Raw genomic sequence first — 1,304 nt, 5'->3', positions numbered from 1 at the left:
GCGGTCGCGGCACTGCGCAAGGACAAGCCCGAGGACGAAACATTCCTGGCCGCCCTCGCACACCTGTGGACCACCGGCACCCCCGTCAACTGGGAGCAGACACCGGGTCTGGTGGGCGGCCGTGCGGTCGAGCTGCCGACGTATGCGTTCCAGCGCCGCCGGTACTGGCTGGACGCGCCCGCCGTCACCGGTGACCCGACGGGCCTGGGCCAGAGCATCACCTCGCACGGTCTCCTCGCAGCCGCCGTCGACCTGGCCGGTGAGGGCGGTGCGGTGTTCACCGGCCGGCTGTCGCGCACCGCGCAGCCCTGGCTGGCCGGCCACGCCGTCCTCGGCAACGTCATCCTGCCGGGCACCGCGTTCGTCGACCTCGCCATCGCCGCCGGTGACCACCTCGGCGCCGGACACCTCGAAGACCTCACCCTCCATACGCCCCTCACCATCCCCGAGGCCGAGGGCGTTCACCTGCAGGTGACGGTGAGTCCGGACGAGAGCGAGGGGTTCGCCCTCGCCGTGCACTCCCGCGCCGGGAACGGCGAGGGCGCCTGGGTTCGTCATGCGACCGGCCGCCTGACCATCCAGGCCACCACACCCGCGCCCACCACCGGCGCGTGGCCGCCGGCCGGCGCCGAGCGGATCGACCTCGACGGCCTCTACGACCGCCTGGCCGAGCGCGGCTACGAGTACGGCCCGCTGTTCCAGGGCCTGCACACCGCCTGGCGCACCGGCAACGGCGACCTGCACGCCGAGATCACCCTCCCCGAAGACGACACCGGTACCACTGGCTTCGGCGTGCATCCGGCGCTCCTCGACGCCGCCCTGCACACGCTGCTGTCCACCGAAGAGGACGCCTCCACCACGCACCGTGAGGTCAAGCCGCCTGTCCTGCTGCCGTTCGCGTGGAGCGGTGTCGCGCTGCACGCCACCGGCGCGACGAGCCTGCGCGTCCACTGGCAGGCCACCGGTGAGAACACGTACGCCCTCGACGCCACCGACCCGGCCGGTACGCCCGTCATCGGCGTGGAGTCGCTGACCGTCCGGGAGATCACCCCCGACCAGCTCGCCGCCACCACACCCGCCGTCAACGACCTCTACCAACTCACCTGGACCCCCACCAACAACCCGGGCTCCGAGGCCACCGCCTTCGGTGACCCGGTGGTTCTGGGCACCGAGACCTTCGGCCTGGAGGACGTGCCCGTCCACGCCGAACTGGACACCGTGCCCGCGCACGCCCACGTCCTGCTCACCATCGAACCCTCCACCACCACCGACCCCGCGCACACCCACGCGGTCCTGACCCGCAC

General features: G+C 72.5%; 1 protein-coding gene. It reads left to right on the top strand.

From position 1 onward, the window contains the following. Positions 1-1,304: polyketide synthase dehydratase domain-containing protein (locus tag ACWF9Z_RS36690; RefSeq protein ID WP_453609965.1), on the top strand; the 1,304-nt coding region annotated here is incomplete at both ends.

This window comes from Streptomyces sp. NPDC054961, from assembly GCF_053609145.1.
This window is presented reverse-complemented; position numbering and strand designations above follow the sequence as displayed.